This window comes from Enterobacter cloacae complex sp. ECL72, from assembly GCF_019056635.1.
GTDB classification, from domain to species: Bacteria; Pseudomonadota; Gammaproteobacteria; order Enterobacterales; family Enterobacteriaceae; genus Enterobacter; species Enterobacter hormaechei_C.
The window spans coordinates 1,697,321-1,721,340 of the sequence record NZ_CP077659.1; the positions used below are offsets into that span (position 1 = coordinate 1,697,321).

The window sequence follows — 24,020 nt, forward strand, 5'->3', positions numbered from 1 at the left end:
ATTGTGATGCGCTCAAACACTCGAGACCGCAAGGTTAATGCCATTGCTTTGATTAAAAGTCACCCTGCTGGCGCGCCACCAGCGTCAGGATGGAGTAGAGCGCCACGGCCTGCTGGTGCTGGTTGAAGATCTCCACCGCCCATTCCACCACGCCGGTGGGTTTTTCCTCGGCAGTGCGCTGTTTCTTCAGCGTTTTACGTTTACAGGTCAGGCGCACCTGAATGGTATCGCCCGGCTTGACCGGCTCGATAAAGCGCAGGTTTTCCATACCGTAGTTGGCAATAACCGGCCCAACCCCGGCATCGACAAACAGCCCCGCTGCGGCGGAAATCAGGAAATAACCGTGTACCACGCGCTCACCAAAAATCGACTCCGCCGCGCCAATTTTGTCCATATGGGCGTAGAAATGATCCCCGCTCAGGCAGGCAAAATTCACGATATCCGCTTCCGTCAGGGTACGACGCGGGGTCAGCAGGCTGTCGCCCGGCTGTAACTCCTCGAAGTATTTACGGAAGGGATGAACGCGATCTTCCTGCACCTCCGCGCCACGGACCCACTGTTTACCGATCGCGGCGAGCATGGACGGGCTGCCCTGAATGGCCGTGCGCTGAAGATAGTGCTTCACCGCGCGCAGGCCGCCCAGCTCTTCGCCGCCGCCCGCACGTCCCGGACCACCGTGCACCAGTTGTGGCAGCGGTGAACCGTGGCCGGTGGATTCTTTCGAGGATTCCTGGTTGAGGATCTGAATACGTCCGTGGGCGCGCGCTGCCCCGGCAATAAACTGCCGCGCCACGCGGGTATCTGCCGTAACCAGCGTTCCCGCCAGGCTGCCGCCGCCCGCCCGCGCCAGCTGCATGGCGTGTTCGGTGTTACGGCAGGGCATCAGGGTTGCGACGGGGCCAAAGACTTCGGTGGCGTGAACGGCCGGGGTTTCGTCCGGCTGCGGGCAGAACAGCAGGGTGGGCGGGAAGAATGCGCCAGCCGCCTGCAAATCAGCTTTACCACCCAGACGGATCTGGCAGCCCGCGGCAAGCAGATGATCGACTTTTTCCTGCACGTCAGCACGTTGCTCACCGTTGACGAGGGCCCCCATCTTCACCCCTTCCTGGGCCGGATCGCCGACGACTACTTTCTCCAGCCGCGCAATCAGCGCCTGGCTGACGGCGTCAATCTGCGCTTCCGGCACGATGATGCGGCGGATGGCGGTACATTTTTGCCCGGCTTTGGCAGTCATCTCGCGCACCACTTCGCGAATAAACAGTGCAAACTCCGGGTGTTCCGGCGTCACGTCCTCACCCAGCACGCAGCAGTTAAGAGAATCTGCTTCCATGGTAAACGGAATGGAATGCGCGACGATATTCGGGTGGACGCGCAGGCTCTGCCCGGTGCTGGCCGACCCGGTAAACGTCACCACGTCCTGGCTGTCAAGCTGGTTAAGCAGATCGCCCGCGCCACCACAGATTAGGCTGATGGCGCCGTCCGGCACCAGTCCGCTCTCGACGATCGCTTTCACCATCGCCTGAGTCACCTGCGCGGTGGCGGTGGCGGGCTTGATGATGGCGGGCATCCCGGCAAGCCAGGTGGGCGCGAGCTTTTCCAGCATCCCCCAGCACGGGAAGTTGAACGCGTTGATATGCACCGCCACGCCGGATTTCGACGTTAACACGTGACGTGCCGCAAAGCCGCCTTCCTTCGACAGCGGGATCAGTTCATCCTCCGGCCACAGGGTATCGTCCGGCAGCTCACGGCTGCCGAGGCTTGCGTAGGTGAAGAGGGTGCCGATACCGCCTTCAATATCCACCCAGCTGTCGGCCTTCGTCGCGCCGGTCTGGGCTGACAGGGCATAAAACCGATCCTTCTGGCTCAGCAGATGTTTGGCCACCGTCTTCAGCATGGCGGCGCGCTCGATAAAGCTCATTGCGCGGAGCGCTTCCCCGCCGTGTTCAATGGCGTAACGGCGCGCGGCCGCCATATCCAGCCCTTCGCTGGTGACTTCAAATAGCGTTTCCCCGCTGATGGCGTGGGTGATGGTGCGCTCGCGGCCCCGGCCTGATTGCCAGGTGCCGGACAAGAAGCTGGCTAACTGCTGCATTTCTTCTCTCCAGACGTTTCGTAATTTCACTATAAATAGTTTGATCGCGAATCATAAAAATCAAGCTGAGTTTTAATGAATTGTTAACGCTGTGATCTGTATTGCTTAACCTGACCACCCAGAAGCCTTGCGTCATCGGCCTTTCATGAAAAGGCTTGCGAGCGTCGTCACAAAATAAACAAACGCTTCTTGGGGTTATATTTAACCTTTGTGTAACTTTTAAGAAACCAAATGATTCACCATTTTGCTATTTGTGGTGATTTAACGAATCACAAGGGTGGTTATGTGACGCAAGAACAACGCTTTGAGCAACGCATCGCACAGGAGACGGCCATCGAGCCGCAGGACTGGATGCCGGATGCCTACCGCAAGACGCTGATCCGCCAGATTGGACAGCACGCCCATTCTGAGATTGTCGGCATGCTGCCGGAAGGGAACTGGATCACCCGCGCGCCGACGCTGCTCCGGAAAGCCATTCTGCTGGCGAAGGTGCAGGACGAAGCCGGACACGGCCTGTACCTCTACAGCGCGGCGGAAACGCTGGGCTGCGCCCGGGAGGACATCTATCAAAAGATGCTCGACGGCAAGATGAAATACTCCTCCATCTTCAACTATCCGACCCTGAGCTGGGCCGATATCGGCGTCATTGGCTGGCTGGTGGACGGGGCGGCCATTGTGAACCAGGTGGCGCTGTGCCGTACGTCTTACGGTCCGTATGCCCGGGCGATGGTGAAAATCTGTAAAGAAGAAAGCTTCCACCAGCGTCAGGGTTTTGAGGCCTGTATGGCGCTGGCGCAGGGCAGCGAAGCCCAGCGGCAGATGTTGCAGGACGCCATCAACCGTTTCTGGTGGCCCGCGCTGATGATGTTTGGACCCAACGACGACAACTCCCCAAACAGCGCCCGCAGTCTGGCCTGGAAGATCAAACGTTTTGGCAACGATGAGCTTCGCCAGCGCTTCGTGGACAACACGGTGCCTCAGGTGGAGATGCTCGGTATGACCGTGCCGGACCCCGACCTGCGTTTCGATGAAGCGAGCGGCCACTACCGCTTCGGCGAAATCGACTGGCAGGAATTTGACGAGGTGATCAACGGGCGCGGGATCTGCAACCACGAACGTCTGGCCGCAAAACGTAAAGCCTGGGACGACGGCGCATGGGTGCGTGAAGCCGCTCTGGCCCACGCGGAAAAACAACGCGCCCGCCAGGCCGCATAAGAGGAATCAACCATGAGCAATGTTTACTGGCCGTTATACGAAGTTTTTGTCCGTTCGAAGCAGGGGCTGTCGCACCGGCATGTGGGCAGCCTTCACGCTGCCGACGACCGCATGGCGCTGGAAAACGCGCGCGATGCCTATACCCGCCGCAGCGAAGGCTGTTCCATCTGGGTGGTGAAGGCGAGTGAAATCGTCGCTTCCCAGCCGGAAGAGAGCGGGGAGTTTTTCGATCCGGCGGAAAGCAAGGTCTACCGCCATCCGACGTTTTACACCATCCCTGATGGCATCGAGCATATGTGAGGTTGGGGATGAACAACGTATCTGCTTATGCCCTGCGTCTGGGCGACAACGGTCTGGTGCTCTCACAGCGTCTGGGCGCCTGGTGCGGCCACGCGCCGGAGCTGGAAATTGACCTGGCGCTCGCCAATATCGGCCTTGATCTGCTCGGGCAGGCGCGCAATTTCCTGACCTACGCCGCTGAACGGGAGGGTAAGGGCGATGAAGACACCCTGGCCTATGGCCGCGATGAGCGTCAGTTCCGCAATTTACTGCTGGTGGAACAGCCAAACGGCAGCTTCGCCGACACCATTGCCCGTCAGTATCTGATGGATGCGTGGAACGTGGCGCTCTACGAGCGGCTGATCCACAGCAGCGACAGTCAGCTTGCCGCCATCGCGGCAAAAGCCATTAAGGAGGCGCGCTATCACCTGCGCTTTAGCCGCGGCTGGCTGGTGCGGCTGGGGGACGGAACAGAAACCTCTGCACAAAAAATGCAGCAGGCGGTGGATAGCCTGTGGCGCTTTACGGCTGAACTGTTCGACGCCGACGACGTCGAGCTGGCGCTAATTGATGACGGCGTGGCGGTTGATCCGCGCGACCTGCGGGACCCGTGGGAGCGCGAAGTGTTTGCTGGCCTGGCGGAAGCCACCCTCCGCGTGCCCGAAGAGGTGGCGTATCGCACGGGCGGCAAGAAGGGGCTACATACTGAACACCTCGGGCCGATGCTGGCAGAGATGCAGTATCTCCAGCGCGTTTACCCCGGCCAGCAGTGGTAAAGGAGGACGCCATGCAACGCCTCGTCGACATCGCGCCTGCACAAATCCCGCAGATTTGGGCGCTGTTAAGCCAGATCCCCGACCCGGAAGTGCCGGTGCTGAACATCACCGACTTAGGCATGGTGCGCAGCGTGAAGGCGCAGGGGGAAGGCTGGGTCATCGGCTTCACGCCAACCTATTCGGGCTGTCCGGCAACGGAGCATCTGCTGGGGGCGATCCGCGAAACCCTGACCGGAAACGGCTTTAGTCCGGTACATATTGTGCTGCAACTGGAACCCGCCTGGACCACCGACTGGATGACCGACGATGCCCGCAGGCGCCTGCGTGAATATGGCATCAGCCCGCCTGTCGGCCATAGCTGCCATGCCCACGTTCCCGCGGAGGTGAGTTGCCCGCGCTGTGCGAGCACCGATACCTCGCTTATCAGTGAATTTGGTTCTACGGCCTGCAAAGCGCTCTACCGCTGCAATACCTGCCGTGAGCCCTTCGACTATTTCAAATGTATTTGAGGCTGCCATGACAACGTTTCATTCATTAACAGTGGCAAAAGTAGAACCCGAAACCCGCGACGCGGTGACCATTACCTTCGCGGTGCCGCAGGCGTTACAGGAGGCGTACCGCTTCCGTCCCGGTCAGCATCTGACCCTGAAAGCCAGTCCTGGCGGGGATGAACTGCGCCGCTGCTACTCCATCTGCCGGAGCACCGCGTGCGGTGAGATCAGCGTGGCGGTCAAAGCCATCGAGGGCGGACGTTTTTCCCGCTATGCCCGGGACGAGATCAAACCGGGCATGGCGCTGGAGGTAATGGTGCCCCAGGGGCATTTTGGCTACCAGCCGCAGGCCGAACGCGAAGGCCACTATCTGGCGATTGCCGCCGGGTCCGGGATCACCCCGATGCTGGCGATTTTGTCCGCTACGCTGGCCACTGAAGCCCACAGCCACTTCACCCTGATTTACGGCAACCGCAGCAGCCAGAGCATGATGTTCCGCCGGGCGCTGGCGGACCTGAAAGATAAATACCCGCAGCGTTTGCAGCTGATCGCCATCTTCAGCCAGGAGACGCTCGACAGCGATCTGCTCCATGGCCGCATTGACGGGGAAAAGCTCCAGGCGCTGGCAAAAACGCTGGTGAATTTCCGTCAGTACGATGAAGCCTTCATCTGCGGCCCGTCGGCGATGATGGATGAGGCCGAAGCGGCGCTGCAAGCGCTGGGTATGCCGGAAACAGCGATCCATCTTGAGCGCTTTAACACGCCGGGTACCGCCGTTAAACGGACAGCCAGCGTGCAGGCCGACGGGCAGAAGGTCACCGTCCGTCAGGACGGGCGCGACAGGGAGATCACCCTGACGGCGGACGACGAGAGCATTCTTGACGCGGCCCTGCGTCAGGGGGCGGATCTGCCTTACGCCTGCAAGGGCGGCGTATGCGCCACCTGCAAATGCAAAGTGCTGCGCGGAAAAGTCGATATGGCGACCAACTACAGCCTGGAGCCGGACGAGCTGGCCGCAGGCTATGTGCTGAGCTGTCAGGCGCTGCCGTTAACCGCCGATGTTATCGTCGATTTTGATGCGAAGGGGATGGCATGAGCGAACTGATTGTCACCCGTCATGGCCGCGTGTTGCAGCTGACGCTTAACCGTCCGGCGGCGCGCAACGCGCTCAACAATGCGCTGCTCCTGCAAATCGCGGAGCAGCTTGAGGCCGCCGCCGCGGATGCTGAGATCGCCGTCTGCGTGGTGTACGGCAACGAACGCTGCTTTGCCGCCGGGGCCGATCTCAACGAAATGGCGGAGAAAGACCTGCCCGCCACCCTGAACGATATCCGTCCGCAGCTGTGGGCGCGGATCAACGCCTTCACCAAACCGCTGATTGCCGCCGTGAACGGCTTCGCGCTGGGGGCAGGCTGTGAGCTGGCGCTGCTCTGCGATGTGGTGATTGCCGGTGATAACGCCCGTTTTGGCCTGCCGGAAATCACCCTCGGGATCATGCCGGGCGCAGGGGGCACCCAGCGGCTGATCCGCAGCGTGGGCAAATCGTTGGCCAGCAAAATGGTGCTGACGGGCGAAAGCATCACGGCGGTTCAGGCGCACAGCGCCGGGCTGGCCAGCGACGTCTACCCGGCCTCGCTGACGCTGGAGTACGCCCTGAAGCAGGCGGCGCTGATGGCGCGCCACTCGCCGCTGGCGCTACAGGCGGCGAAGCAGGCGCTTCGCCAGTCGCAGGAAGTCCCGCTTCAGGCCGGGCTGGCGCAGGAGCGTCAGCTGTTTGCGCTGCTCGCGGCCACCGACGATCGCCGGGAAGGTATCAACGCCTTTTTACAAAAACGCACCCCAGACTTTAAAGGACGCTAATTGTGGAATCTATTCTGAGCCATGTTGAGCAGGGCGTAATGACCATTACGCTGAACCGCCCGGAGCGCCTGAACAGCTTTAACGACGTCATGCACCAGCAGCTTTCCGAATGCCTGAAGCAGGCCGAGCGCGATGACGCCATCCGCTGCCTGCTGATCACCGGGGCAGGACGCGGTTTCTGCGCCGGGCAGGATCTTAACGACCGTAACGTCGACCCGAACGGCCCCGCGCCCGATCTGGGCATGTCCGTTGAGACTTTTTACAACCCGCTGGTGCGCCGCCTGGCAAAACTGCCGAAGCCGGTGATTTGCGCGGTTAACGGCGTGGCGGCGGGGGCGGGTGCCACGCTGGCCCTCGGCTGTGACATGGTGATTGCGGCCCGTTCAGCCAGCTTTGTGATGGCCTTCAGCAAGCTCGGGCTGGTACCGGACTGCGGCGGAACCTGGCTGCTGCCGCGCGTGACCGGACGCGCCCGCGCCATGGGGCTGGCATTGCTGGGCGATAAGCTCAGCGCCGAGCAGGCACAGGCCTGGGGAATGATCTGGCAGGTGGTGGACGACGACCAGCTCTCCGCCACCGCACAGCAGATGGCGCTGCATTTTGCCTCGCAGCCGACCTTTGGCCTGGGCTTGATCAAGCAGGCGATTAACGCCGCCGAAACCAATACCCTCGACGCCCAGCTTGATCTGGAGCGCGACTATCAACGTCTGGCCGGACGCAGCGACGACTACCGGGAAGGCGTCAGCGCGTTCCTGGCAAAACGCGCGCCGAACTTTACGGGGAAATAAGATGGTGAATATCCATACGGTCGCCGTCATTGGCAGCGGCACCATGGGCGCCGGGATTGCCGAAGTGGCAGCCAGCCACGGTCATCCGGTTCTGGTGTACGACATTGATGCAGCGGCGATTTCCCGCGCCATCGACGGCATTCGTCAGCGGCTCTCCTCTCGCGTTGCGCGCGGAAAACTCTCTGCCGACGCCGGGGAACAGATCCTCGCCCGCCTGACGCCGGTGACGACTATCAGTGCTCTGGCGAAAGCCGATCTGGTGATCGAGGCGGCCTCCGAGCGGCTTGAGGTAAAAAAAGCGCTGTTTACCCAGCTGGCAGAGATCTGCCCGCCGCAGACGCTGCTTGCCAGCAATACCTCGTCCATTTCCGTTACCGCGATTGCAGCGGAGATAAACCACCCTGAACGCGTCGCCGGGCTGCACTTCTTCAATCCTGCCCCGGTGATGAAGCTGGTGGAAGTGGTCAGCGGGCTGGCGACCTCTCCCGAAGTGGCCGATGCACTGTGCGAGCTGGCGCTGAGCTGGGGAAAGCAGCCGGTACGCTGCCAGTCCACGCCGGGGTTTATCGTCAACCGCGTGGCGCGCCCGTTCTACTCGGAAGCCTGGCGCGCGCTGGAAGAGCAGGTGGCAACGCCCGAGGTGATCGACGCCGCCCTGCGAGACGGCGGAGGCTTCCCGATGGGGCCGCTTGAGCTGACGGACATGATAGGTCAGGACGTCAACTTTGCCGTGACCTGCTCCGTGTTTAACGCCTTCTGGCAGGAGCGTCGTTTTCTGCCGTCGCTGGTGCAGCAGGAGCTGGTGCTGGCGGGGCGTCTGGGTAAGAAAAGCGGGCAGGGCGTTTACCGCTGGCTGGAGGAGAAACCCGCCGTCAGCTGGCTCGCCCCGGTCAGCGACAGCTTCAGCCCGATGCGCGCACAGCGAAGAAGTGACGGTGTCACGGAAATTGACGATCTGTTGCTGATCGAAACGCAGGGTGAAACCGCGCAATCGCTGGCGCTGCGCCACGGCTGCCCGGTGGTGGTGGTCGACCGCATCGAGCGGGATGTGGCCGTGATAGCCACCGCACCGGGCAACCCGCACGCCGCCACGCAGAAAGCCATTTACTGGTTGCAGCACCAGGAGAAACGGGTGGTACAGATTGCCGATTACCCCGGCCTGCTGGTCTGGCGCACGGTAGCGATGATTGCCAACGAAGCGCTGGACGCCCTGCAAAAAGGGGTCGCCAGCGAGCAAGACATCGATACCGCCATGCGCTTAGGGGTTAACTATCCCTGCGGGCCCATCGCCTGGGGCGAACGCCTTGGCTGGCAGCGTCTGTTAACGCTGCTGGAAAACCTGCAACGTCACTACGGCGAGGAACGCTATCGCCCCTGTTCACTGCTGCGCCAGCGTGCGCTTCTGGAGAGTAGCTATGAGTCATAACGCCTGGCATAACGCCCGCGCGATGTACGAACGGGACGCCTGCGCGCAGGCGATGGGGATGGACATTATCGACATGGGCGAGGGCTACGCGGTGGTGACCATGACCATCACCCCGCAGATGCTCAACGGGCATAAAACCTGCCACGGCGGACAGCTGTTCTCGCTGGCCGATACCGCCTTTGCCTACGCCTGCAACAGTCAGGGGCTGGCGGCGGTGGCCTCAGGCTGCGCCATCGATTTTCTGCGTCCGGGCTTTGCCGGAGATAAGCTCACCGCCACCGCGCGGGTGAAGCATCAGGGCAAACTGACCGGCGTCTACGACATTGAAATTCAGAACCAACACCAGAAAACCGTCGCTCTTTTTCGCGGGAAATCGCACCGCACCGGCGGCAGTGTGACAGGAGAAGCCTGATGCGTGACGCATTTATTTGTGAGGGGGTGCGTACCCCGGTTGGTCGCTACGGCGGAGGATTATCCAGCGTGCGCGCCGATGACTTAGGGGCCGTGCCGCTGCGTGCGCTGCTGGCGCGTTACCCGCAGCTCGATCTGGAGCGCATAGATGACGTGATCTTCGGCTGCGCGAATCAGGCCGGAGAGGATAACCGCAACGTGGCGCGCATGTCGGCGCTGCTGGCCGGGCTGCCGCAGACGGTATCCGGCACCACCATTAACCGCCTGTGCGGCTCCGGTCTGGATGCCCTTGGCTTTGCGGCGCGCGCCATCAGGGCCGGGGATGGCGATCTGCTGATCGCAGGTGGCGTCGAATCCATGTCCCGTGCGCCGTTCGTGATGGGCAAAGCCACGGCGGCGTTTCAGCGTCAGGCGGAGATCTTCGACACCACCATCGGCTGGCGATTTGTGAATCCGCTCATGCATCAGCAATACGGAACTGACAGCATGCCGGAAACGGCAGAGAATGTAGCGGAATTGTTAAATATAAGCCGTGCCGATCAGGACGCATTTGCCCTGCGCAGCCAGCAGCGCACCGCGCGGGCGCAGCAGAATGGCGTTCTGGCGCAGGAGATTATCCCGGTACAGGTGGCGGGCAAAAAAGGTGCGGTAACGGAAGTGAGCGTGGACGAGCATCCGCGCGCCGAAACCACCCTGGAACAGCTTGCCGCGCTGAAAGCCCCGTTCCGTAAGAACGGTGTGGTGACGGCGGGGAACGCCTCTGGCGTCAACGACGGGGCGGCGGCGCTGATTATCGCCAGCGAGCCGATGGCGCTTGCCCAGGGGTTAACCCCGCGCACCCGCATTGTGGCCATGGCGACAGCGGGCGTCGAGCCGCGCCTGATGGGATTAGGCCCGGTGCCTGCCACCCGCAAGGTGCTGGAGCGTGCCGGACTCAGTATCACCGATATGGACGTCATTGAGCTTAATGAAGCCTTCGCCGCACAGGCGCTGGGCGTGCTGCGTCAGCTGGGCTTGCCGGATGACGCCGAGCATGTCAACCCGAACGGCGGGGCGATCGCGTTAGGTCATCCGCTGGGAATGAGCGGTGCCAGACTGGCGCTGGCCGCAAGCAATGAATTGCACCGACGCGGCGGGCGCTACGCGCTGTGTACGATGTGCATCGGTGTGGGTCAGGGCATTGCCATGATCCTTGAGCGTGTTTGAGCGAACAATAATGTGAGTACCCTGCGATGATAAATACAACAAAGCTTGATCCGATCGAAACCGCGTCCATTGATGAATTGCAGGCGTTGCAGACCGCGCGCCTGAAGTGGACGCTGCACCACGCCTACAACAACGTTCCGATGTACAAACGCAAGTTTGATGCCGCGGGCGTTCACCCTGACGATTTCACCGAGCTGGCGGACCTGCAAAAATTCCCGTGCACCACCAAGCAGGATCTGCGCGACAACTACCCGTTTGATACCTTTGCGGTGCCGATGGAGCAAGTTGTGCGCATCCACGCTTCGTCGGGCACCACCGGAAAGCCGACCGTGGTGGGGTATACCCAGAATGATATCGACAACTGGGCCAATATCGTCGCCCGTTCCCTGCGCGCCGCCGGGGGCAGCGCGAAGGATAAAATTCACGTCGCCTACGGTTACGGGCTCTTCACCGGCGGGCTGGGGGCGCACTACGGTGCCGAGCGTCTGGGAGCGACGGTGATCCCGATGTCCGGCGGCCAGACGGAGAAGCAGGCGCAGCTGATCCGCGATTTCCAGCCGGATATGATCATGGTGACGCCGTCTTACTGCCTGAACCTCATTGAAGAGCTGGAGCGTCAGATGGGCGGCGATGCCAGCGCCTGTTCCCTGCGCGTCGGCGTGTTTGGCGCCGAGCCGTGGACGCAGGCGATGCGCCGCGAAATTGAAAAACGGCTGGGCATTACCGCGCTGGATATCTATGGTCTCTCCGAGGTGATGGGGCCGGGCGTGGCGATGGAGTGTCTTGAAACCGCCGACGGCCCGACCATCTGGGAAGATCACTTCTTCCCGGAGATCGTCAACCCGAATGACGGCACGCCGCTGGCCGACGGCGAGCAGGGCGAGCTGCTGTTCACCACGCTGACCAAAGAGGCGCTGCCGGTGATCCGCTACCGCACCCGCGACCTGACGCGCCTGCTGCCGGGCACCGCACGCACCATGCGCCGGATGGATCGCATCAGCGGGCGCAGCGACGACATGCTCATCATTCGCGGGGTTAACGTCTTCCCGTCACAGCTGGAAGAGGAGATCGTTAAGTTCGAACACCTTTCGCCGCACTATCAGCTGGAGGTGAACCGCCGCGGGCATCTTGATTCACTTTCGGTGAAGGTCGAGCTGAAACAGAGCAGCTTAACGCTGACCCATGAACAGCGCTGTCAGGTCTGCCATCAGCTGCGTCATCGGATTAAATCGATGGTGGGGATCTCGACCGACGTGATGATCGTGAACTGCGGCAGTATACCGCGCTCCGAGGGTAAAGCCAGCCGGGTGTTTGATTTGCGTAAAGTGGCAGCCAACGGTTGAATTTCCCTCACCCCAGCCCTCTCCCAAATGGAGAGGGTGTATTAAGTTCCCTCTCCCTTTGGGAGAGGGTTAGGGTGAGGGTACACCCCAGATTCGTATGCTATGATTCATCCAGGAAAAAAATAACAACAGAATGAATCACATGAATAAACTTGATGCCTTTATCCAGCACGCAGTCAGCTCTGTTCCCGTCAGCGGAACGTCGCTTATCTCCTCGCTGTATGGCGATGCGCTTTCCCATCGCGGCGGAGAGATCTGGCTCGGCAGCCTGGCGGCCCTGCTGGAAGGGATGGGTTTCGGGGAGCGCTTTGTGCGCACCGCGCTGTTTCGCCTCAACAAAGAGGGCTGGCTGGACGTGTCCCGCATTGGCCGCCGCAGCTTTTACCGTCTCAGCGACAAGGGGCTGCGTTTGACCCGCCGCGCGGAAAATAAAATCTACCGTGCGGAACTGCCGGCGTGGGATGGTAAATGGCTGCTGCTGCTTTCCGAGGGGCTGGATAAAACCACGCTCGCGGACGTGAAAAAACAGCTCATCTGGCAAGGGTTCGGCACGCTGGCGCCGAGCCTGATGGCCTCGCCGTCGCAGAACCTGGCGGACGTGCAGTCTCTGCTGCATGACGCGGGCGTGGCGGAAAACGTCATTTTCTTTGAAGCCCATTCGCCGCTGGCCTTGTCACGCGCGGCGCTACGATCCCGCGTGGAAGAGTGCTGGCAGCTGACCGAACAAAATGCGATGTACGAAACGTTTATCAACTCGTTCCGTCCGCTGCTGCCGCTGCTGAAAGAGGCGCCGCCTGAGGATTTGACTCCGGAACGCTGCTTCCAGATCCAGCTGTTACTCATTCATTTTTATCGTCGCGTGGTGCTGAAAGATCCGCTGTTGCCGGAGGAGTTACTTCCTGCGCACTGGGCGGGACAGAGCGCGCGACAGCTGTGTATTAACATCTACCAGCGCGTGGCGGCGGGAGCCCTGGCGTTTGTCAGTGAGAAGGGGGAAACCTCCGTGGGCGAGCTGCCCGCTCCCGGCACGCTTTATCACCAGCGTTTTGGTGGTCTGAATATCACATAAGGAGAGGGTATGCCTGTTTATCAAATTGATGGTCTGACGCCGGTCGTGCCTGAAGAGAGCTATGTTCACCCGACCGCGGTGCTGATTGGCGACGTGATCCTCGGAAAAGGTGTTTACGTGGGCCCTAACGCCAGCCTGCGCGGTGATTTTGGCCGGATCGTGGTGAAAGACGGCGCGAACATCCAGGATAACTGCGTGATGCACGGTTTTCCGGAGCAGGACACGGTGGTGGAAGAGGACGGGCATATCGGCCACAGCGCGATCCTGCACGGCTGCATTATCCGCCGTAATGCGCTGGTGGGGATGAATGCGGTCGTGATGGACGGGGCGACGATCGGCGAAAACAGCATCGTCGGGGCGGCGGCGTTTGTGAAGGCCAAAGCGGAGATGCCTGCGAATCACTTAATTCTTGGCAGTCCGGCGAAAGCGATTCGTGAGTTAAGCGCGCAGGAAATAGAGTGGAAAAAGCAGGGCACGCGGGAGTATCAGGTACTGGTGGATCGCTGTAAGCAAACGCTGCATCAGGTGGAGCCGCTGCGGGAAGAAGAGCCCGGCCGCAAACGGCTGGTCTTCGATGAGAATTTACGGCCCAAGTCGGCTGGCCGGGATAAATAAGGCCGTTCGTTCCCGCGTGTTGCTCAAGGCGTGAAGATGAGCTTAATACGCTTCCGGCAGGGGCCGGTCAATCGACACCAGCTTTCCGCGCTTCATGGTGATATAGCCCCCGGCTTTGAGATCTGCCAGCACGCGAAAGACATGCGTGCGTGACAGGTTAGTGCGCTTAATGATAAACAGCGCCAGGCCCTCATTCTCTCCCGTGTGGGTCTCCTGCCGATAGAGATAGCGGTACAGCATCGGTTTGATGGTCTGGTAGCTGGTGACCTGCCTGCGTTCATTGTGCAGGTCGATGGTGAAAATGGACATGTAGGTCAGTATGGTGGCCAGCGCCTGCATGCGCTCACACCCGCCTCCGAAAAATAGCTGGTCGAAGTCGGCCCAGGCTATTCTCACCAGCTTCACCTTCGCACTGCTGCGATATTCATACTTCGCCAGTGGACAATACCTTTCCATTAACCCTATCGGCATATACTCGATAGTATTGCCAATATTTAGGCCATCATCAGGCATTAATATTGTCAGCGACCCTTCAGTGCAAAAATAGATATAGCCAGGCTCGACGGTGAATTTTTTATTTGCGGCAACGGTTAAGGCCTCGCCTTTACAAAGCATGTGCGGAAAGAATTGCCCAATATTGAGTTGCTGATAATAGGTATGGATATCCTGAAAATTCACGCTAAGCCTCTCTCCGCAACGTCTGCCGTGGTAGCGAGTATAGCAGCAATAGCCCCCGGATTACGAACCGATAAATAACCAGTCCCATATGGGACTATGATGAGAAAGTATTCTGATTAGAATGGTCGTCAATGAGTTCGCATTAAAATTATCCGCCAACAGTAAATATCCAGGCGGCGCAATTAATCTACGAGGCCATTCAATGAAATTAACCCTAATTGCTAAACATCTGGCGCTTGCCGGTGTGTTGACGTCGCTGTCGCTTTCCGCGTTTGCGGAAGTGCAGCCGCAGGATGCCACTGCCACAACCCGGCAGGCAAATAACGCCCTGTATAAAAAATTACCGTTTGCCGATAAAACCGACTTTGAGAACGCCCATAAAGGTTTTATCGCCCCGCTGCCACAAAACATGATTAAAGGCGAGCAGGGGAACGTTATCTGGAACCCGGCGAAATATGATTTCGTGAAAGAGGGTGAAAAAGCCCCGGATACGGTAAACCCGAGCCTGTGGCGTCAGTCACAGCTGATCAACATTGGCGGGCTGTTTAAGGTCACCGACGGCGTGTATCAGATCCGCAATCTCGATCTCTCCAACATGACCATCATTGAAGGCGAGAAGGGCATCACCGTTATCGACCCGCTGTTAAGCGCTGAACCGGCGAAAGAAGCGCTGGATCTCTACTATGCAAACCGCGGCAAGAAACCGGTCGTCGCTGTGGTGATCACCCACAGTCACGTCGACCACTACGGCGGCCTGCGCGGTGTGGTTGACGAAGCCGACGTGAAGTCCGGCAAAGTGAAGATCTACGCCCCGGAAGGCTTTATGAAAGAAGCGGTTTCCGAAAACATTATGGCCGGGAATGCGATGAGCCGCCGTGCGAGCTATATGTACGGCAACCTGCTGAAGCCGGATGCAAAAGGCCAGGTGGGGGCGGGTCTTGGCACCACCACCTCTGCGGGTACGGTGACCCTGATCCCGCCGACCAACTACATTACCCATACCGGTCAGCAAGAGGTGATTGACGGGCTGACCTACGACTTTATGATGGCGCCGGGCTCAGAAGCCCCGTCTGAAATGCTGTGGTATGTCAAAGAGAAGAAAATGATCGAAGCCGCAGAGGACGTGACTCATACCCTGCACAACACCTACTCCCTGCGCGGCGCGAAAATCCGCGATCCGCTGGCCTGGTCTAAGTACATCAACGCCGCCATTGAGCGCTGGGGCGCGGACGCGGAAGTGATTATTGCGCAGCACCACTGGCCGACCTGGGGCAACGAGAATATCGTCAAGCTGATGAAAGGCCAGCGCGATATGTATCGCTACATCAACGACCAGACCCTGCGTATGGCAAACAAGGGGCTGACCCGCGACGAGATCGCCGCCGAATTTACACTGCCGGAATCGCTGGAAAAACAGTGGGCGAGCCGCGGCTATTACGGTTCCGTCAGCCACGACGTCAAAGCCACCTACGTGTTTTATCTCGGATGGTTCGACGGCAACCCGGCTACCCTCGACGAACTGCCGCCTGAACAGGCTGCGAAGAAGTTTGTGGAATACATGGGAGGGGCCGATGCCATCATGCAGAAAGCCAAAGCTGACTATCAGCAGGGCAACTACCGCTGGGTGGCGCAGGTGACCAGCAAAATTGTCTTCGCCGATCCGCAGAACGCTACGGCACGTAATCTGGAAGCCGACGCGCTGGAGCAGTTAGGTTACCAGGCGGAAGCGGGCACCTGGCGTAACTTCTACCTGACCGGCGCGCAGGAACTGCGTAATGGCGTGAAGAAGCTGCCGACGCCGAACACCGCCAGCCCGGATACCGTGCGGGCGATGACCCCGGAAATGTTCTTCGACTACCTGGGCGTGCACATCAACGGGGTGCGGGCCGGTAATGCGAAAGCGGTCTTTAACATCGATCTCGGTAAGGATGGCGGCAAATACAAGCTGGAGCTGGAAAACGGCGTGCTGAACCATACCGCCAACGCGCAGGCGAAGGATGCTGACGCAACCATCACCCTGGACCGCACCACGCTGAACGACATCATCCTTAAGAAAGAGACGCTCAAGCAGGCGATGGACAAGGGTGACGTCAAGGTGAGCGGAGACAGAGCGAAGCTGGAAGAGATGCTGAGCTACATGGACACATTTGACTTCTGGTTCAATATTGTCACGCCATAAGTTTAGCGTTCATCCTGGTTAATCCTGGCGCCTTATTACGATAAGGCGCCATTTTTTTTATTCACGCATCGCCAGCGCGCTGGCGCTTGCCGGATCGAACAGCGAAATACTCTCGATCTGATCCAGCATGATCACTTTGCGAAAATCCATGGCACTTTTGGGCTCCGAATCGAGCGTAATGTCATGCTCGGCATACCATTTGCTGTAGTTATGTTCGATACAGAGCTGCATGTTCTTCCCGTCACGGTAGCCGCTCAGCATCGGAATAAGCACGATATTGGCCGTTTTTTCATACTCCAGCGTGGCGGTATGGATCATGCCAATATAGATCCGCCGCGATTTCAGCGTGACGTGCGCCAGTTCACCTTCCTCCATGCACTGATAGAGCAGTTGTTCAATCCCGCTCGACTGCGCCAGCCGCTTGTACAATTTTTTCCGGCCCTCACCGTCCAGCCGCGCGCTTCCGGCCCAGTTCGATCGGTAGAGACAAAACAGGATCGCGAAGGTCAGCATCACCACCACCGGGGCCTGAATCCCCAGGAAGCTCCAGTTCATAAAATCAATTTGCCAGTCGGCATATTTTGCTGACGTGAAATGGAACGTGTTATCGGCGGCGGAGAGGGCGAACAACAGCAGCCACAGCAGGCCGGTGGCGATCACCCCCTGAAGAACAAAAATACAGCCATACAGTGCAACAAGAAAATAGACGTCCCAGCCAAAGGATCGCTTGATTTTAAACCGTGTTGAGAGGTCGCGGCTGGTGTACCAGTACCCGCATACCATCAATACCATGAATATTGCCGTTCCCATTTCAGGCCCTCTTCAGCGCGTTGACATGGCGCAGAAAGTCCTGCCGTACTTCGTGGCTTTTGTAGTTAACCGAGGCGTTTCCATCCTGATCGATGATGATGCGGTCGCCATCCTCTACGGCTTCGATAATTTCCTGGTGACTCATGACCTGCAACAAGGATTCCGGGCTGGAAAAGAGCGTCATCAGTAAATGTTTCATCGCGTGACATCCTTATGAATTAAAAGGATAAGTCTGGAAGATAAATGGCACCTTTGCCTTAAGGTTATCCCTAAAAAAACGGCAGCCTGGCGGCGAAATTCATATTTTTCACAAAATGGTTGTGCGTGGTGATATTCCATGTAACTGAAAAATAATAAGAATAAAAAATATACCTGCGCAAACTTGGACAAATAAAGTTAATTGTGTAAGTTTAAATTATGCGATTCCGCTACGTTGTTTACACCCAGGATGTGACCCATGAGCACGTTGCCGTCCGTCATCAGTCGGTTCGTTGATTACTACGCCACGCTGGATACCCAGCCACCTTCGGCGCTGGCGGGGATTTATCGCGCCGATGCCACGCTTATCGATCCCTTTGGCGAACACAGCGGGGTGTTCGCGATTCAGCGCTATTTCACCCATCTGCTGGCTAACGTTCAACACTGTCGCTTTACCGTCGATGCACCGTTGCAGCAGAGCGATCGCTTTGTTGTCACCTGGATGATGCACTGGTCGCACCCGCGTATCGCCGGGGGGGCAATGCGCCAACTGCCGGGCTGCTCCGTGGTAGACATGCGCGACGATCGCATTGTTCGCCAGCGGGATTACTACGATGCCGGAGAGATGATTTACGAACATCTCCCGATACTCGGTTGGGCCGTGCGCGGCGTGAAGCGAAGAGTGAAATCATGAAAACGGTTCTGATCACCGGCGCAAGCTCGGGCATCGGGGCGGGGCTGGCGAAATCTTTTGCCGACGATGGTTACCGGGTGATTGCCTGCGGGCGCGATGCGCAACGTCTGGCAGCCGTGCATCAGTACAGCCCCAACATTACGGTGCGCCTGTTCGATATGACAGACAGGGACGCCTGTCGCCAGGTGCTGGCGGACTGTACTGCCGACACGGTGATTCTCTGCGCCGGAACCTGCGAGTATCTCGACCGCGGCGAGGTGGATGCCGAGCTGGTGGCGCGGGTCATGACCACCAATTTCATCGGGCCGGTAAACTGCCTTGCGGCGTTGCAGCCGCAGCTGGTATCCGGCAACCGCGTGGTGCTGGTCAGTTCGATGGCGCACTGGCTTCACTTCCCGCGAGCCGAAGCGTATGGCGCCTCTAAAGCGGCGTTAACCTGGTTTGCCGACACACTGCGCCTCGACTGGGAACCGAAAGGGATTGCCGTCACGGTCGTTTCACCCGGTTTTGTCGACACGCCGCTGACCCGCAAAAACGATTTCCCGATGCCGGGCCGGGTCAGCGTGGGGGACGCCGTCCACGCCATTCGTAGCGGTCTGGCAAAAGGGAAGGATCACATCGCGTTTCCCGCCGGGTTCAGCCTGGCGTTGCGCCTGCTTTCCGGCCTGCCCGATGTACTTCAGCGCGCACTGCTGCGCAGGATGGTGCGACCATGAAAATCGCAATTATCGGCAGCGGTATCGCCGGGTTAACCTGTGCCTGGCGGCTCGCCGGACATCACCAGGTCACGCTGTTTGAGGCGCAGGCCACGCCGGGCGGCCATACCGCAACGGTGGATGTCGACACGCCGCAGGGCAGCTTTGCCATCGATACCGGTTTTATCGTCTACAACGACCGCACCTATCCGCGCTTCATGGGGTTGCTCAGCGAACTGGGCATCTGCGGGCAAAAAACGCAGATGAGCTTTTCGGTGCACAACCCGCAGAGCGGGCTGGAGTACAACGGGCACACGCTGACGTCGTTGTTCGCCCAGCGACGTAATCTGCTCAACCCGGCTTTCTGGACGCTGCTGAAGGAGATCGTGCGCTTTAACCGGCTGGCGAAACAGACGCTCCGGGGCGAAGTCGATGGTTCCGCCACGCTGGAAACGTTCCTGCGCCAGCACCGTTTTACGCCCTTTTTTGCGCGCCACTACATCCTGCCAATGGGGGCGGCTATCTGGTCGTCGTCGCTACAGGAGATGAAACGCTTTCCGCTGCCGCTCTTTTTACGCTTTTTTGAAAACCACGGTCTGCTGGACATTACCCATCGTCCACAGTGGTACGTGGTGCCAGGCGGCTCCAGGGAGTATATCCGCGCGATGCTGGATACGCTCGGCGATCGCCTGACGCTGCACCTTAACGCGCCGGTGCAGCAGGTTATTCGCCACGATCGTGGGGTTGATATTGCGCGTGAGGGCGTAACAGATACTTTTGATCAGGTGATCTTCGCCTGCCACTCCGCTCAGGCGCTGGCGATGCTCGCCAGCCCAACGCAGGCTGAACGCGAGGTGCTGGGGGATATCGGCTGGCAGCGTAACGAGGTGGTGCTTCACCGCGATCCGCGCTGGCTGCCGGTGCGCGAACGCGCGTGGGCGAGCTGGAACTACCGCCTCAGCGAGCAGGATCAGGCCAGCGCCTGCGTCACCTACAACATGAATATCTTGCAGGGACTGCCGCCGGGTAGCCCGCTGTTTTGCGTCACCCTCAACCCGGAAACGCCGGTGGAGGAACGGTTTGTGCTGCGCCGCTTTGTCTATGAGCATCCGCTTTTTAACCCGCAAAGCTGGCAAGCTCAGGCCCGGCGAGGCGAAATAAACGGTCGCCAGCGGAGCTGGTTCTGCGGCGCGTACTGGTACAACGGCTTCCACGAAGATGGCGTGCGCAGTGCGCTGGACGTGGTCAACGCTATCGCGACCGGGGAGGGCAACTGAGATGAACAGCTGCCTTTACCACGGTACATTGCGCCATCGTCGGCTTGCGCCGAAAGCGCACCACTTTACCTACAGCGTGTTTATGGCCTGGCTCGATCTGGATGAGCTGGACGCGCTGCCCTCTGTCGGCGTGCGTCGTAACCGCGTTGCGCCCGCGGCATTTTATGATGCGGATTACCCGCTGGGCACGCCGCTCAAAGCGCGTGTCCTTGAGCGTCTGGAAAATCTGACCGGCGAACGTCCGGCGGGGCGGGTCATGCTTCTGACTCAGCTGCGCTATTTCGGTTTTCATTTCAACCCGGTCAATTTTTACTACTGCTATGACGGGGAAGACACCCTGCGCTGGGTTCTCGCCGAAGTCCGTAACACGCCGTGGAATGAACGACATTACTACGCGGTAGCGGGGCGGGACGCCCCGCCGACGGAGAAAGCGTTTCACGTCTCGCCCTTTAATCCGATGGATATGATCTACCACTGGCGCTTCAACAGCCCGGACAGCACGCTGCGCATGCATATCGAAAACCATCAGGAGACGAAGGTGTTTGATGCCACCCTGACGCTGCGCCGGGTCCCGCTGACGCGCACGGCGCTGCGTTCGCTGCTGGCGCGGATCCCGTTGATGACCCTCAAAACCGTTTTCGCCATTTACTGGCAGGCGCTCAGGCTGTGGCTGAAGCGCGTACCGCTGCATAACCATCCCCTCAGCAGGAGTGAACGCTCATGACCAATCCCGTCTTTGCGCTTGAACCCGATATCCCGCGCAACGTCCGCGTCGCGCGATGGTTGCTCTTCCGCCTGCTGAATGGCCTGCACGGTGGCTCGCTGACGCTGCGTGAAGGTGCGCAGACGTTCCAGTTCGGCGACGCTTCCGCCGCGCTTCACGCTGAGGTGCAGGTACTTGCTCCGGGCGTCTACTGGCGCATTTTAACCGGGGGCAGCCTCGCCGCGGCACAGGCGTGGATGGATGGCGACTGGGAGACGCCCCACCTGACGCCGCTGCTGGAGCTGATTGCGCGCAATAGCCAAATCCTCGGAAAGCTGGAAAAAGGGTTTCGCCTGCTCGGGAAACCGGTGGAGCGGCTGCGGCACTGGATGCGGCGCAACTCCCGCGCGCAGGCGCGGGAAAATATTGCCGCCCATTACGATCTGGGCAACGCCTTTTACGCCCATTTCCTTGATGAACATCTCCTGTACTCCAGCGCGCTGTTTAGCGGGGACGAGCAGGATCTGACCGCGGCTCAGCAGGCGAAAATGGCGAGGCTGTGTGACCAGCTGGCGCTCACGGCAAACGATCATCTGCTGGAGATTGGCACCGGCTGGGGGGCGATGGCGGAATATGCCGCCCGTCATTACGGCTGCCGGGTGACCACCACCACGCTGTCGCAGGAGCAGTACCACTGGGCCACCGCGCGCATCGCCCGGGCAGGGTTGCAGGATCGTGTTGAGGTGCTGCTCTGCGACTACCGCGATCTGTCCGGGGTCTACGACAAGCTGGTGTCGGTTGAGATGATTGAGGCCGTCGGTCAACGCTACCTGCCAACATTTTTCCGCACCTGCCAGGCGCGTCTGCGTCCAGGCGGGCGGATGGCGATTCAGGCCATCACCATTCAGGATCAACGCTATCGCGACTACAGCAAAAGCGTCGATTTTATTCAGCGCTACATCTTCCCCGGCGGCTTTTTGCCCAGCATCACCGCCATGAATGAACTCATGACCCGCCATACCGATTTTGTGGTGCGTAACCTCTTCGATATGGGGCCGGACTACGCCCGCACGCTGGCGCACTGGCGTCAGCGGTTCGTTCACGCCTGGCAGGAGATTGAAAAGCTCGGGTTTGATGACCGTTTCCGCCGGATGTGGCTGTACTACCTCGGCTACTGTGAAGCCGGGTTTAATGCCCGCACCATCAGCGTGGTGCAGCTGACTGCGGAACGCGTATGAAGCGCTACGGGCAGGTATTTCTGTTGGCCATCGGGTTTGACCTCTACTGGACGCGCTCTGGGCGCTGACGGGGCTGATTGCGTTCACGGGCGCGTCCCTGATGCCGCTATGGATGGTGGCGCTGTGGCTAATGTTTGCCACCGTCTGGACGCAACTGACCCGCACGACCACCTTGCCGGGCTGGTTGCTGACGGTACTGGCGACCCTGGGCGGGCCGGTGGCCTACCTGATCGGCGAGCGTCTGGGGGCCGTTTACCGTTTATACCTCTCAGCTTCTGACGCACGACGGCAGCTATACAGGGTTAGACGGCGATAATGCGCTGATTATCACCTATGCCCGGGACATCGATGGTGACGACCTGGTTGAGGCGACCCGCGACCAGTGGCAGGCGCAGGGCATTTTGCAGCAGGAGCCGCAGAGTGAAGCCTGGCTGAGCGAGTATCCTGAACTGCGTCAGCAGTTAATCGGAGGACCACAATGAAACGTTTCCTGTTAATGGCGCTTGCCCTGACGATGCTGGTGGCCGGATGTAGCACCGAGGTGACAGAGTATCGTCAGCAGCAGCCACGGCTTGATATTTTTACTTACTTCCAGGGGAAAACCGAGGCGTGGGGGATGGTGCAGGATCGCAGCGGTAAGCAGATCCGTCGTTTTCACGTCGAGATCGCCGGGGATGTTATCGGCGATACGCTGACCCTGAATGAACATTTTGTCTACGATGACGGCGAGAAGCAGCAGCGCGTCTGGCATATCCGCCGCGTTGGGCAGAATCGCTATGAAGGCACGGCGGGTGACATAGAAGGTGGCGCGACAGGCCAGGCGGCGGGCAATGCCCTTAACTGGCGCTACAGCATGAACGTGAAGGCGGACGGCAAAACCTGGCTGCTGCACTTTGATGACTGGATGTATTTGCAGGACAGCACCCGTCTGTTTAATAAAACCGAGATGAAGAAATTTGGCGTCACCGTCGCCACGGTGACGCTGTTCTTTACCCGCAAAGAGGGCGGTTAATCCTCTTCGGGCTGAGGTTTACTGCTTGAGTAGATGAAGAAGAGCGCAATACTCAGGCAGACGACGGCCCCGAAACGGCTCACTGAAAACGGAATGGCTTCATTGTTCAGCCAGCCAAAGTTATCAATCAGCATGCTCATGGCCAGCTGGCCCAGGATAACCGCTACCGTGGCAACGGCGGTCCCGATGCGCTGCACGGCGAGCACCATAATCACGATATAGGGCACGCCGCACAGGGCCCCCAGAAGCTGCCATTTGGGCACATCCATCAGGCTGACCGCCTGTTTCGGCTCAAAAAAGAAGATCAGCAGGGCGGTCACCAGCGCGCCGACGGAAAACGTCAGAAACGCGCTTTTAAATCCCCCCACGCTGCTGCCTAATTGCCCGTTAATAGCAGCCTGAATGCTCAGCGTTGCGCCGCCAATCACCGCCAGAATAATCATAATCACTGTCATAACGTTACCCCTGCGCCACGAGAATGAGCGCGGCGATGATAAATCCCAGCGCAATAATGCGTTTTGTATCGATCCTGCGGTGCGGCGTACCCAGCAGGCCATAGTGGTCGATAATCAGGCTTTTAAAAACCTGGCCTGCCAGAATGCCGATCATCGTCATGGCAATGCCGATCGCAGGCGTGGCAATGGTGAGAATGATGACGTAAACCGGGCCGAGCACGCCGCCCAACAGGTGCCATGAAGGCTGCGCAAAAAATGAGGGACTGTTGCGGGGGCTGAAAAACAGCATCAGCAGAAACGTCAGCCCCGTTCCCACGCTGAATATGCTGAACGCCGCCCACAGGTCGCCCACCTCTGCGCCCAGCGGCCCCAGCAGCCCGGCTTCCACGGACAGCCCCATGCCGCCGGCAATCACCAGTAAAATTAAAATAATGTGCATAACGCTTTTTCACCTTTTTCCAGGCGGAGAAGATTACGTCTGAACATCATTGAGAAAAATGCCATAATGCA

The 24,020-nt window shown here is 59.4% G+C and carries 26 protein-coding genes and 2 pseudogenes; 22 read left to right on the forward strand and 6 right to left on the reverse strand.

Going from position 1 to position 24,020, the window contains the following annotated elements:
* Positions 1-52: 52 nt before the first annotated feature.
* Entirely contained in the window at positions 53-2,092 is a 2,040-nt protein-coding gene (gene paaZ / locus KTH07_RS08250; protein ID WP_075606857.1) for a phenylacetic acid degradation bifunctional protein PaaZ, read from the reverse strand.
* A 285-nt stretch (positions 2,093-2,377) separates the two neighbouring features.
* Here paaZ and paaA point away from each other — a divergent pair, with 285 nt between their 5' ends.
* From paaA to paaY, 13 genes are all read left to right on the forward strand, one after another.
* A complete protein-coding gene (gene paaA / locus KTH07_RS08255) occupies positions 2,378-3,307 on the forward strand; it encodes a 1,2-phenylacetyl-CoA epoxidase subunit PaaA (RefSeq protein ID WP_032619724.1) in 930 nt (309 codons plus the stop codon).
* A 12-nt stretch (positions 3,308-3,319) separates the two neighbouring features.
* Positions 3,320-3,607, forward strand: coding sequence for a 1,2-phenylacetyl-CoA epoxidase subunit PaaB (gene paaB, locus KTH07_RS08260; protein ID WP_003857353.1), 288 nt, complete (start codon positions 3,320-3,322; stop codon positions 3,605-3,607).
* A gap of 8 nt (positions 3,608-3,615) precedes the next feature.
* Positions 3,616-4,362, forward strand: a complete 747-nt coding sequence (gene paaC, locus KTH07_RS08265; RefSeq protein WP_015570597.1) for a 1,2-phenylacetyl-CoA epoxidase subunit PaaC — start codon at positions 3,616-3,618, stop codon at positions 4,360-4,362.
* Between the two features lie 11 nt (positions 4,363-4,373).
* A complete protein-coding gene (paaD, locus tag KTH07_RS08270) occupies positions 4,374-4,871 on the forward strand; it encodes a 1,2-phenylacetyl-CoA epoxidase subunit PaaD (RefSeq protein ID WP_017384515.1) in 498 nt (165 codons plus the stop codon).
* 7 nt (positions 4,872-4,878) lie between these two features.
* Positions 4,879-5,949 (forward strand): 1,2-phenylacetyl-CoA epoxidase subunit PaaE, encoded by a 1,071-nt coding sequence (gene paaE / locus KTH07_RS08275; RefSeq protein WP_017384514.1) that lies wholly within the window; start codon positions 4,879-4,881, stop codon positions 5,947-5,949.
* The gene (gene paaF, locus KTH07_RS08280; protein WP_023303680.1) at positions 5,946-6,713 is read left to right on the forward strand and encodes a 2,3-dehydroadipyl-CoA hydratase PaaF; all 768 of its coding nucleotides are present in this window, start codon (positions 5,946-5,948) and stop codon (positions 6,711-6,713) included. Before paaE ends, paaF begins: the two co-directional genes overlap by 4 nt.
* Entirely contained in the window at positions 6,713-7,501 is a 789-nt protein-coding gene (gene paaG / locus KTH07_RS08285; protein ID WP_026094304.1) for a 2-(1,2-epoxy-1,2-dihydrophenyl)acetyl-CoA isomerase PaaG, read from the forward strand. Before paaF ends, paaG begins: the two co-directional genes overlap by 1 nt.
* 1 nt (position 7,502) lies before the next feature.
* On the forward strand, positions 7,503-8,927 hold the full coding sequence (gene paaH / locus KTH07_RS08290; RefSeq protein ID WP_017693478.1) for a 3-hydroxyacyl-CoA dehydrogenase PaaH: 1,425 nt from the start codon (positions 7,503-7,505) through the stop codon (positions 8,925-8,927).
* Positions 8,917-9,339 (forward strand): hydroxyphenylacetyl-CoA thioesterase PaaI, encoded by a 423-nt coding sequence (gene paaI / locus KTH07_RS08295; RefSeq protein ID WP_017693477.1) that lies wholly within the window; start codon positions 8,917-8,919, stop codon positions 9,337-9,339. The genes paaH and paaI overlap by 11 nt, the downstream gene beginning before the upstream one ends.
* Positions 9,339-10,544, forward strand: coding sequence for a 3-oxoadipyl-CoA thiolase (gene pcaF, locus KTH07_RS08300; RefSeq protein WP_032103752.1), 1,206 nt, complete (start codon positions 9,339-9,341; stop codon positions 10,542-10,544). Before paaI ends, pcaF begins: the two co-directional genes overlap by 1 nt.
* A gap of 26 nt (positions 10,545-10,570) precedes the next feature.
* Positions 10,571-11,887 carry a phenylacetate--CoA ligase PaaK gene (paaK, locus tag KTH07_RS08305; protein WP_023303684.1) on the forward strand — a complete coding sequence of 439 codons (1,317 nt, stop codon included), beginning with the start codon at positions 10,571-10,573 and terminating at the stop codon, positions 11,885-11,887.
* 133 nt (positions 11,888-12,020) lie between these two features.
* Positions 12,021-12,956 carry a phenylacetic acid degradation operon negative regulatory protein PaaX gene (gene paaX, locus KTH07_RS08310; protein WP_032103751.1) on the forward strand — a complete coding sequence of 312 codons (936 nt, stop codon included), beginning with the start codon at positions 12,021-12,023 and terminating at the stop codon, positions 12,954-12,956.
* Between the two features lie 9 nt (positions 12,957-12,965).
* Complete coding sequence (gene paaY, locus KTH07_RS08315) at positions 12,966-13,571, forward strand: phenylacetic acid degradation protein PaaY (protein ID WP_006810541.1); 606 nt, start codon at positions 12,966-12,968, stop codon at positions 13,569-13,571.
* 42 nt (positions 13,572-13,613) lie between these two features.
* Here paaY and KTH07_RS08320 read toward each other — a convergent pair whose 3' ends face one another.
* Entirely contained in the window at positions 13,614-14,249 is a 636-nt protein-coding gene (locus KTH07_RS08320) for a helix-turn-helix domain-containing protein (RefSeq protein ID WP_023303685.1), read from the reverse strand.
* A gap of 202 nt (positions 14,250-14,451) precedes the next feature.
* Here KTH07_RS08320 and KTH07_RS08325 point away from each other — a divergent pair, with 202 nt between their 5' ends.
* Positions 14,452-16,428 carry an alkyl/aryl-sulfatase gene (locus KTH07_RS08325; protein WP_032619718.1) on the forward strand — a complete coding sequence of 659 codons (1,977 nt, stop codon included), beginning with the start codon at positions 14,452-14,454 and terminating at the stop codon, positions 16,426-16,428.
* 57 nt (positions 16,429-16,485) lie between these two features.
* Here KTH07_RS08325 and KTH07_RS08330 read toward each other — a convergent pair whose 3' ends face one another.
* Positions 16,486-17,238, reverse strand: a complete 753-nt coding sequence (locus KTH07_RS08330; RefSeq protein WP_022651152.1) for a hypothetical protein — start codon at positions 17,236-17,238, stop codon at positions 16,486-16,488.
* A gap of 1 nt (position 17,239) precedes the next feature.
* Entirely contained in the window at positions 17,240-17,437 is a 198-nt protein-coding gene (locus KTH07_RS08335) for a hypothetical protein (RefSeq protein ID WP_003857318.1), read from the reverse strand.
* A gap of 258 nt (positions 17,438-17,695) precedes the next feature.
* Between KTH07_RS08335 and KTH07_RS08340 the strand changes: the two genes are divergently transcribed.
* The 8 genes and pseudogenes from KTH07_RS08340 (at position 17,696) to KTH07_RS08370 (ending at position 23,055) form a co-directional block, all read left to right on the forward strand.
* Positions 17,696-18,130, forward strand: coding sequence for a nuclear transport factor 2 family protein (locus tag KTH07_RS08340; RefSeq protein ID WP_023303688.1), 435 nt, complete (start codon positions 17,696-17,698; stop codon positions 18,128-18,130).
* The gene (locus tag KTH07_RS08345) at positions 18,127-18,846 is read left to right on the forward strand and encodes an SDR family NAD(P)-dependent oxidoreductase (RefSeq protein WP_023303689.1); all 720 of its coding nucleotides are present in this window, start codon (positions 18,127-18,129) and stop codon (positions 18,844-18,846) included. The genes KTH07_RS08340 and KTH07_RS08345 overlap by 4 nt, the downstream gene beginning before the upstream one ends.
* The gene (locus KTH07_RS08350; RefSeq protein WP_023303690.1) at positions 18,843-20,102 is read left to right on the forward strand and encodes an NAD(P)/FAD-dependent oxidoreductase; all 1,260 of its coding nucleotides are present in this window, start codon (positions 18,843-18,845) and stop codon (positions 20,100-20,102) included. Before KTH07_RS08345 ends, KTH07_RS08350 begins: the two co-directional genes overlap by 4 nt.
* A 1-nt stretch (position 20,103) precedes the next feature.
* Positions 20,104-20,826 carry a DUF1365 domain-containing protein gene (locus KTH07_RS08355; protein WP_023296566.1) on the forward strand — a complete coding sequence of 241 codons (723 nt, stop codon included), beginning with the start codon at positions 20,104-20,106 and terminating at the stop codon, positions 20,824-20,826.
* Complete coding sequence (locus KTH07_RS08360; RefSeq protein ID WP_023303691.1) at positions 20,823-22,043, forward strand: cyclopropane-fatty-acyl-phospholipid synthase family protein; 1,221 nt, start codon at positions 20,823-20,825, stop codon at positions 22,041-22,043. The genes KTH07_RS08355 and KTH07_RS08360 overlap by 4 nt, the downstream gene beginning before the upstream one ends.
* Before the next feature lie 43 nt (positions 22,044-22,086).
* Positions 22,087-22,296, forward strand: a pseudogene (locus KTH07_RS08365) (DUF2878 family protein); the annotation flags it as partial.
* Positions 22,286-22,498 (forward strand): annotated as a pseudogene (locus KTH07_RS23600) (hypothetical protein); the annotation flags it as partial. The pseudogenes KTH07_RS08365 and KTH07_RS23600, both read left to right, overlap by 11 nt.
* 23 nt (positions 22,499-22,521) lie before the next feature.
* A complete protein-coding gene (locus tag KTH07_RS08370; protein WP_023303692.1) occupies positions 22,522-23,055 on the forward strand; it encodes a DUF3833 domain-containing protein in 534 nt (177 codons plus the stop codon).
* Here KTH07_RS08370 and KTH07_RS08375 read toward each other — a convergent pair.
* Complete coding sequence (locus KTH07_RS08375) at positions 23,052-23,510, reverse strand: DMT family transporter (RefSeq protein WP_063161896.1); 459 nt, start codon at positions 23,508-23,510, stop codon at positions 23,052-23,054. The two genes, KTH07_RS08370 and KTH07_RS08375, sit on opposite strands and share 4 nt — an antisense overlap.
* Positions 23,511-23,514: 4 nt before the next feature.
* A complete protein-coding gene (locus KTH07_RS08380) occupies positions 23,515-23,949 on the reverse strand; it encodes a DMT family transporter (protein WP_003857304.1) in 435 nt (144 codons plus the stop codon).
* Positions 23,950-24,020: the final 71 nt, after the last annotated feature.